The following is a 9,484-nucleotide window of genomic DNA, read 5'->3' as shown; positions in this document are numbered from 1 at the left end:
AATGCGTTCAAGCTGCCGCTGGCGACGCGCGCGCTCGCCGCGGTGCTCGCCCAGGCGGGCACGCCGGCGCAGAAGAAGGGTTGAGGCCATGAAGTTCGACACCCCCGCAGGCACCAACCCGATCGACGCGATGACAGTGGTTGGCCGCGCGCACGACCGCGTCGACGGCCCGCTCAAGACCAGCGGCCGCGCGCCCTACGCCTATGAGCACCACGAGGTCGCCGGCGACCAGGCCTATGGCTATATCGTCGGCGCCGCGGTGGCGAAAGGCCGCATCCGCACGCTCGACACCGCCGCCGCCAAGGCAGCCCCGGGCGTGATCGCGGTGGTGACCGCGGCCGACGCGGGCAAGCTCGGGAAGGGCAAGTACAACACGGTCAAGCTGTTCGGCGGCCCCGACGTCGACCATTATCACCAGGCGATCGCGTTGGTGGTGGCGGAGACGTTCGAGCAGGCACGCGCCGCGGCCGCGCTGGTCCGCGTCGATTATGCGCGCACCGCCGGCCGCTTCGACCTCGACAGCGCGCTCAAGACCGCACCGCTCACCGGCGGCGACAGCGACGAGGGCAGCGGCGCCCCGCCAGTCGATCGCACCGGCGCGTTCGAGAAGGCGTTCGCCGCGGCGCCGGTCAAACTCGACCAGGGCTACACCACGCCCGACCACAGCCACGCGATGATGGAGCCGTTCGCGTCGCTGGCAATGTGGGAGGGTGACGAGCTCACGGTGTGGACCTCCAACCAGATGATCGACTGGGGTCGGGGCGACCTCGCGACCACGCTCAACATGCCCAAGGAGAAGGTGCGGCTGATATCGCCATACGTCGGCGGCGGCTTCGGCGGAAAGCTGTTCCTGCGCGCCGACGCGGTGCTGGCGGCGCTCGGCGCGCGCGCGGCGAAGCGGCCGGTCAAGGTCGCGCTCACCCGCCCGCAGATGGCGAACAACGCCACTCACCGCCCGGCGACTCGCCAGCGCATCCGCATCGGCGCCACGCGCGATGGCATGATCACCGCGATCGCGCACGAGAGCGGCTCGGGCGACCAGCCCGGCGGCAGCCCCGAGACCGCGGTCAACCAGACCAAACTACTGTACGCCGGCAAGAACCGGCTGACCGCGATGCGGCTGGCGGTGCTCGACCTGCCCGAGGGCAACGCGATGCGCGCGCCGGGCGAGGCGCCGGGCATGATGGCGTTGGAGATCGCGATCGACGAGATGGCCGAGCAGCTCAAGCTCGACCCCGTCGACTTCCGCGTCCGCAACGACACGATGGTCGATCCCGAGAAGCCCGAGCGGCGCTTCTCCGAGCGCCAGCTGGTGCGCTGCCTGCGCGAGGGCGCCGAGCGCTTCGGCTGGTCGCGGCGCAACGCCACGCCGGCGCGGGTGCGCGACGGGCGCTGGCTGGTGGGGATGGGCGTGGCCTCGGCCTTCCGCAACCACATCAACTATCCCTCGGGCGCGCGCGTGCGGCTCGGGCGAGACGGGCGCGTGACGGTCGAGACCGACATGACGGACATCGGCACCGGCAGCTACACGATCATCGCGCAGACCGCGGCCGAGATGATGGGTGTGCCGATCGAGCAGGTCAGCGTGAAGCTCGGCGATTCCGCCTTCCCGGTTTCCGCCGGATCGGGCGGCCAGTTCGGCGCCGCCAACGCCACCGCGGGCGTCTACGCCGCCTGCGTGAAGCTGCGCGAGGCGGTGGCGCAGCGCGTCGGCGTCAACTCGGCCGACGCGCGCTTCGCCGGCGGCAAGGTGGTCTCCGGCAACCGCTCGGTGCCGCTCACCGAGGCGGCGGCGCAGGGCGAGCTGACCGGCGAGGACAAGATCGAATATGGCGGGCTCGATAAGACGTGGCAGCTCTCCACCTTCGGCGCGCATTTCGTCGAGGTAGGCGTCGATGCCTACACCGGCGCGACGCGGCTGCGGCGGATGCTCGCCGTGTGCGCGGCGGGCCGTATCATCAATCCCAAGTCGGCGCGCAGCCAGGTGATCGGGGCGATGACGATGGGGGTCGGCTCCGCACTGATGGAGGAGCTGGCGGTCGACACGCGCTTCGGCCTGTTCATCAATCACGACCTCGCCACCTATGAGGTGCCGGTCCATGCCGATATCCCGCACCAGGACGTGGTGTTCCTCGACGAGGCGGACGACAAGGCCAACCCGATGAAGGCCAAGGGAGTCGGTGAGCTCGGCCTGTGCGGGGTCGGCGCCGCGGTGGCGAACGCGATCTACAACGCCACCGGCGTCCGCGTGCGTGACTATCCGGTCACACTCGACAAACATCTGTCTAAGCTGCCGTCGCTCGCCTGAACCGAAACGCCGCCATCTGAGAACGCGTCCGCTCGACAGAGCGGGCGCGTTCTCGCGTTATCCTCCAGGCGACGACCTGTCACACAGGCGCAAGAGGCTCAAAATCCCGGAGTTTATAGCGACCGAGCCATGAAAACCGGCAGCAGCAGTGCAAAAGAATAAAGCAAATAACTGAATTAAATGCGTCATTTGGAAGACTATTGTCCGATCAATCGGCGATGAGATTATACCACCGGCTGAGTTGACAGCGTCGTTCTACTTGATAGCGTTATCACATCTGGTGACCTCACAGGGGCACCGGCCGTGCCTGCGGAAGGTTCCGCAGCAGCGCACCAGGGGGGGATGATGAAGAGCCTTAACGTCTTGTCGAAGCTTGCTCTGTCCACGTCGTTCGGGGCGCTGGCGATCGCTGCCGCGCCCGTGTTCGCGCAGGCCACTGGCGGTGAGCCGTCGGCGACCAACGCCCAGCCCGGCGGCGGCCAGGCCGTCGACAGCGACACCGCACGGTCGGGCACTGTCGCGGATCAGGAGAATGGCGCGGTCGACGACATCGTCGTCACCGGCGTCCGTGCCAGCCTCGATCGCGCGATCGCGATCAAGCGCGACTCGCCGGGCGTCGTCGACGCGATCTCGGCCGAGGACATCGGCAAGTTCCCCGACACCAACCTCGCTGAATCGCTCCAGCGCATCACCGGCGTGTCGATCAACCGCGTCAACGGCGAGGGCTCGCAGGTGGCGGTGCGAGGCTTCTCGGGCGGCTTCAACCTCGTGACGATCAACGGCCGCCAGCTGCCCGCGACCAACATCGACACCAGCGGCGGCAACCTGTTCGCGCGCGGTGCGGGCCGCTCGTTCGACTTCCAGAACATCGCCTCGGAAGGCGTCAGCGGGCTGGAGGTCTACAAGACCGGCCGCGCCTCGGTGCCGACCGGCGGTATCGGCGCGACGATCAACATCGACACGCGCAAGCCGCTCAACTCGCGCGAGACCGGCGTGACCGGCTCGATCGGCGCCAAGGCGCTGTACGACACCTCGGTGGAGAAGGCGGTCGGCGACAAGCACCGCGTCACGCCCGAGGTCTCGGGCCTGCTCAACTACAAGAACGAGGAAGGCACGTTCGGCGCGGCCGTGTTCGGCAGCTACCAGCTGCGCTACTCGGCCTCGGCGCAGTCGAACCCGAACTATTGGAACGTCATCCCGACGGCCGACTTCTTCAACCCGGGTACCTTCATCAACTCGACGACGGTGCTGGACGGCAATCGGCCGACGGCGCCCTATGTGCTGGTGCCCAACGACAGCCGCTACCAGTTCTCCGAGAACCGCCGCGAGCGCATCAACTTCCAGGGCGTGCTGCAATTCCGCCCGACCGACACGCTCGAGTTCACGGTCGACAGCCTGTTCGCGCAGAATCGCCTACGCGAGCAGCGCAGCGAGCAGACCAACTGGTTCAACCGTCCGTTCAGCGAAGTCCGCTTCGACGACAACCCGAACATGGCGACCGCGATCTTCCTGCGCGACTATCTGCCGACCAGCCCGAAGGACGAGGGTTTCGAGCAGCAGCAGGCCGCCACCAAGGCGCGGCTCGCGTCGGTCGGCCTCAACGCGAAGTGGGATTTCGCGCCGAACCTCACGCTGACGCTCGACGGCCATCACTCCGAGTCGAAGTCGTCGCCCGACAACCCCAACGGCACTACCGCCACCACCGTCGCGCTCGGCGCGCCGGTGATCGCGGGGCACTCGCTCGACTTCAGCACCGGCTTCCCGCAGCAGGCGCAGATCATCAACGACTGCTATCGCGCGACCCCGGCCGATGCGCCCAAGGGCAATTGCAACGGCGTGCTCGACATCGGTGATCTCGGCGCGGCGCCGGCGCGCACGATCATCTCGCGTCAGACGCAGCGGATCGACCAGATCCAGGCGCGACTGGGCTGGGATCTCGGCGGTGGCAGCCGCTTCGACGCGGGCGGGTCGTACACCGACTCGAAGATGCACTCGACGCAGAGCCAGACCCAGCAGACGCTGGGCGACTGGGGTCTGCAGAACCCGGGCATCATCCAGCAGCTCGCGCCCGATCTCGTTCAGCAATATTGCCTGACCTGCAAGTTCGACCACTTCAACCCGGCGTCGGAAGGATCGTCGCTGATCGCCTTCCGCGGCAACGCCATCGACCTCTACAACGTGCTAAGCCCCTATTACACGGGTCTCGGCCAGCCGCCGGCGCCCTCGGCACCCGCGGACGACACGGTGCAGGAGAAGATCTGGGCCGTTTTCGGCCAGTTCACCTGGAACGGCGAGGTCGCCAATCGCGCAGCGAACCTCGTGATCGGCGCGCGGTACGAGCAGACCCGCGTGGTCTCGGACGCGGTGCAGACGTACAACAACATCGTCTGGACTGCCGACAACGACTTCCGCGGCGATGCCAGCGGCGTGTTCACCGCGATCCGCCAGCGCGGCAAGTACGAGAATCTGCTGCCATCGGTCGACTTCAGCATCGAGCCGATCACCAACGTGAAGGCACGCGTCTCGTTCAGCCGCACGCTGGCGCGACCCGATTACGGCAACCTGTTCGCCACCGCCTCCGCGGGTGCGCCGGGTCGCCCGACGCTGCTCGGCGGCATCCCGACCGGCAGCACCGGCAATGCCAACCTGCTGCCGCTGCTGTCGGATAACTTCGACGTCTCGCTGGAATGGTACTACAAGCCGTCGAGCTTCGTGTCGGTCGGCTTCTTCGACAAGCGCGTCGCCAACTTCCTCGGCACGGGCGTGATCAACCAGAACCTGTTCGGTCTGCGCGATCCCAGCTCGGGCGCGGCTGGGTCGCGTTCCGGCACCGCGGCGGCGTTCCTCCGCTCCAGCGGCTATGACCTGAGCGACGTCAACCTGTTCACCTACACCGCGCTGCTGGTGCAGAACGGCGGCAACCAGGCGGCGGCGACCTCGCAGTTCAACGCCAATTATGTCGCCGGCCGCGGCCTGCAGCAGACCTTCGTCGATCAGGTGCTGTCGCAGATCGACATCTCGTCCGACGCCAACGATCCGCTGTTCAACTTCTCGGTGTCGCAGCCGATCAACAACCGCGAGGGCAAGATCCACGGCTTCGAGCTGGCGTGGACCAACTTCTTCGGCAACACGGGCTTCGGCTTCGCCGGTTCGTTCACCAAGGTGAGCGGCGACGTTAACGTCGATCCCTATGCCGACCCGACGGTCAACATCTTCGCGCTGACCGGCCTGGGCAACAGCGCCAACGCCACCGCGATCTACGACAAGAACGGCATCTCGGCGCGTCTCGCCTACAACTGGCGCGACAAGTACCTCGCCGCGACCAACCAGGGCGGCAACCGCAACCCGCTGTTCGTCGCGCCGTTCGGCACGCTCGACGTCAACATCAGCTACGACGTCAACGACACCATCGCGGTGACGCTGGAGGGGATCAACCTGACCAGCGAGAGCGTCAAGACCTACGGTCGCACCGAGCGGAACCTGGTGCTGGCGCAAGAGCTCAAGCCCCGCTTCCTACTGGGCGCGCGCTACAAGTTCTGAGGTTGAGGGGAGGGGGCCGCCCGCCTTTGGTGGCCCCCTTCTCTTTCCCGGTGAGCGACCGTCTTCCTCAGTGTGCCGTCATCCTGAGCTCGTTTCAGGATCCACCGTGATGCGAGAGCCTCACCGCTCGGCTGGGCGGCTCGGTGGATCCCGAGACGGGTCCGGGGTGGCGGCCCTTTTGACGTCTACGACGGTGCGAATCGTCGCTTTCGTGCTGAAATGCTCTGGTGCACAACGGCTCCGGAGAGAGCGGCATCGCCGCGTCGAGAGAGTCGCATGAACCGAGTCCTGCTCAACAACGTCGACCATGCCGAGATGCGCGTCGCGCCGCGTGTTGGTGCCGAATTCGGTGACCGCGCCAACCAGCTCCCGATCTACCCGGGCGAGTTCGAACAGGCGCAGCGCGACTTCCCGATCCTGTTCCGTCGCGACGGTGACTCGATCGACGCGATCGTGCTGCTCGGTCTCGACTCGGACGAGAACCTCTTCCTGGGCGAGCAGGGCTGGACCAGCCGCTACGTCCCCGCGATACAGCGCCGCGGTCCCTTCTCGATCGCGCTGACGCGGGACGCGGGCGGCGGCGAGGCGGGTGAGCCGATGGTCCACGTCGACCTCGACGATCCGCGCGTCGGCGACGATGCGGGCCTGCCGCTCTTCCTGCCGCACGGCGGCGACGCGCCGTATCTCCAGCATGTCTCGGCGGCGCTGCGCACCATCTACGAGGGTACGCAGCAGGCGCGCGCGATCAATGCCCAGCTCGCCGCGGCGGGGCTGCTGCGCGACGTGGTGCTCGAGATCGACCTCGGCGACGAGGGCGGCTACAACGTGCCCGGCGTGCTCGCCGTCGACGAGGGCGCGCTCGCCGCGCTGCCCGACGCGGACGTGGTGCGGCTCCACCGCGCCGGGCTGCTGCGGCTCGCGACGATGGCGGCGGCGTCGCTGGCGAACGTGTCGCGGCTGATCGAGCTCAAGAACAAGCGACGGGCAGCGGCGTGACCGCGCCGATCACCGATCGGCGCGCGCGTGAGATCGCGGCGGACGATCCGTCGGCACGCGACCTCGCCGCGCTGGTCGCCGCGGGCGAGCCGGTGGTGGTGCGCGGGCTCGTCGCCGACTGGCCGCTGGTCGCGGCAGGGCGGGAGGGGCCGCGCGCGCTGGCTGACTATCTCCTCGAGTACTACAACGGCCACCCGGTGGTGGGCTATACCGCGCGCGCCGAGCTGGGCGGTCGCTACTTCTACGACGCCGAGGTGACCCGGCTCGACTTCGAGGGCGAGCGCGTCCGCCTCGACGATTATCTCGCGCGCCTGCTCGCCGCGCGCGACCGCGACGACGCCGAGTCCTTCTACGTCGGCTCGACCGACCTCGACCTGTTCTTCCCCGGTCTCGCTGACGCCAATCCGCTGCCCGAGGCAGGCTTCGACCGCGCGCTGCGGAGTATATGGATCGGCAACCGTACCACCGCGGTGGCGCACCACGACATGTCGAACAACGTCGCAGTGGTCGGCGCCGGGCGTCGCCGTTTCACGTTGTTCCCGCCCGACCAGGTCGCCAACCTCTACCCCGGTCCGCTCGCGCCGACCCCGGGCGGGCAGGTAGTCTCGATGGTCGACTTCCGCGACCCCGACCTCGATCGGTACCCACGCTTCGCCGAGGCGGTCGCGGCGGCGCAGGTGGCCGAGCTAGAGCCGGGCGACGCCGTGGTCTACCCCGCGCTGTGGTGGCACCAGGTCGAGGCGCTCGATACACTCAACGTGCTCGTCAATTACTGGTGGAACGAGGCGCCGGCCTTCATGGATACGCCGATGAACACGCTGCTCCACGCATTGCTCAGCCTGCGCGACCGCCCCGCGGGCGAGAAGGCGGCGTGGCACGCGATGTTCGACTATTACGTCTTCGGTGACCCCGAGCGCCCCGCAGCGCATCTGCCCGCGCACGCGCGCGGCGCGCTGGCGCGGCTCGACGAGCTCGGCGCGCGGCGGCTGCGCGCGGAGCTGCTGCGGAAGCTCAACCGGTGAGGCCGGTGCGCCGTGTCGTCATCGCCGGGGGCGGCACCGCGGGCTGGCTCGCCGCCGCGATCCTGACGCGCCAGCTGGGCGCGCTGATCGAGGTGACGTTGGTCGAATCGGAGGAGATCGGCACGGTCGGGGTCGGCGAATCGACGATCCCGACGGTGCGCGCCTTCCACCAGCTGATCGGCATCGACGAGCAGGATTTCGTCCGCGCCACCGGCGCCAGCTACAAGCTCGGCATCTCGTTCGAGGGCTGGTCGCGGCCGGACGAGCACTATCTCCACTCGTTCGGCACGCTGGGCCGGTCGACCTGGATGGCGGACTTCCACCATTTCTGGCTCGAGGCGCGCGCGCAGGGCGTCGCCGATGAGATCGGCGCCTATTGCGTCGAGCATGAGGCCGCGCGGGCCGGGCGCTTCGCGGGACCGCCCGCGGCCGCGCTCAACTATGCCTTTCACTTCGACGCCGCGCGTTACGCCCGCTACCTGCGCGAGCGCTGCGAGAGCGACGGCCTCGTCCGCATCCAGGGACGGATCGAGCGCGCCGAGCGCGACGCCAGCGGGAACATCGCCGCGCTGGTGATGGCCGACGGCCGCCGGGTCCAGGGTGACTTCTTCCTCGATTGCACCGGCTTCCGTGCGCTGCTGATCGGCGAGACGCTCGGGGTCGGCTACGAGGACTGGACTGACTGGCTGCCGACCGACCGCGCCATCGCGGTACAGACCGCGGCGACCGGACCCGCGGTGCCGTACACGCGCGCGATCGCACATGACGCGGGCTGGCAGTGGCGGATCCCGCTGCAGCATCGCGTCGGCAACGGCATCGTCTACAGCAGTGCCTATCTGTCGGACGACGCGGCGCGCGCTCGGCTGCTCGACAAAATAGACGGCGAGGTGCTGATCGAGCCGCGGCTGATCCGCTTCCGTACAGGCCGGCGCGAGCGCGCGTGGGAGCGCAACTGCGTCGCGCTGAGCCTCGCCGGCGGTTTCGTCGAGCCCCTCGAGTCGACCAGCATCCACCTGATCATGATCGCGCTGACCCGGCTGCTCCAGCTCTTCCCCTATGACGGAGTGACCGAGTCGCTGGCGGCGCGCTTCAACGACATGGCGCGTCGCGAGATCGAAGGCGTGCGCGACTTCATCATCCTCCATTATCACGTCAATCAGCGCGACGAGCCGTTCTGGCAGCGGCTGCGCGACATGCCGCTGCCCGACAGCCTGGCGGCGCGGCTCGCGCTGTTTCGCGAGGGAGCCCAAGCCTTTCAGGCGAGCGACGAGCTGTTCACGGTCACGTCCTGGGTCCAGGTGCTGCTCGGCCAGCGGCTCATGCCGGAAGCGCACAATCGGGTCGCGCGCTTGATGCCGCCGGGGCGGCTCGCCGCGACTCTCGCCGAGCTCGGCCGCGACGTGACGCGCCAGGTGGCGGCGTTACCGACGCACCAGCAGTATCTGGACCGGCTCGGCATGCCCGCTCCCGCAGAATGATCGAGACGTCTTCCGTCATCCGAGGCAAGCGCCGTCTTTTTTCCGCGGCGGCAATTCGAACATGTGACGCGCATGACATCACCGCTTATCTTTATACACTCAAGTGAGGGGGGCTCGAGCCGACGTCGATGCCGAGCTTC

Annotated in this window: 5 protein-coding genes; all 5 read left to right on the top strand. The window is 68.2% G+C overall.

The window, feature by feature from the left end; genetic code table 11:
- The first annotated feature begins 88 nt into the window (after positions 1–88).
- The 5 genes from paoC to KZ820_RS15345 all read left to right on the top strand — a co-directional run bounded on the left by paoC (position 89) and on the right by KZ820_RS15345 (position 9,344).
- Positions 89–2,308 (top strand): aldehyde oxidoreductase molybdenum-binding subunit PaoC, encoded by a 2,220-nt coding sequence (gene paoC / locus KZ820_RS15365; RefSeq protein ID WP_219749465.1) that lies wholly within the window; start codon positions 89–91, stop codon positions 2,306–2,308.
- Positions 2,309–2,671: 363 nt separating this feature from the next.
- The gene (locus KZ820_RS15360; RefSeq protein ID WP_308462246.1) at positions 2,672–5,848 is read left to right on the top strand and encodes a TonB-dependent receptor; all 3,177 of its coding nucleotides are present in this window, start codon (positions 2,672–2,674) and stop codon (positions 5,846–5,848) included.
- Positions 5,849–6,124: 276 nt separating this feature from the next.
- Entirely contained in the window at positions 6,125–6,844 is a 720-nt protein-coding gene (locus KZ820_RS15355) for a SapC family protein (protein ID WP_219749463.1), read from the top strand.
- Positions 6,841–7,866: a cupin-like domain-containing protein gene (locus KZ820_RS15350; protein ID WP_308462245.1), complete on the top strand. Its 1,026-nt coding sequence runs from the start codon at positions 6,841–6,843 to the stop codon at positions 7,864–7,866. The genes KZ820_RS15355 and KZ820_RS15350 overlap by 4 nt, the downstream gene beginning before the upstream one ends.
- The gene (locus KZ820_RS15345; protein ID WP_219749462.1) at positions 7,863–9,344 is read left to right on the top strand and encodes a tryptophan halogenase family protein; all 1,482 of its coding nucleotides are present in this window, start codon (positions 7,863–7,865) and stop codon (positions 9,342–9,344) included. Before KZ820_RS15350 ends, KZ820_RS15345 begins: the two co-directional genes overlap by 4 nt.
- Positions 9,345–9,484 lie beyond the last annotated feature (140 nt).

The organism is Sphingomonas citri, assembly GCF_019429485.1.
GTDB lineage: Bacteria > Pseudomonadota > Alphaproteobacteria > Sphingomonadales > Sphingomonadaceae > Sphingomonas > Sphingomonas citri.
Note: the sequence above shows the minus strand (reverse complement) of the source record. Positions and strands in the feature narration are given on the sequence as shown.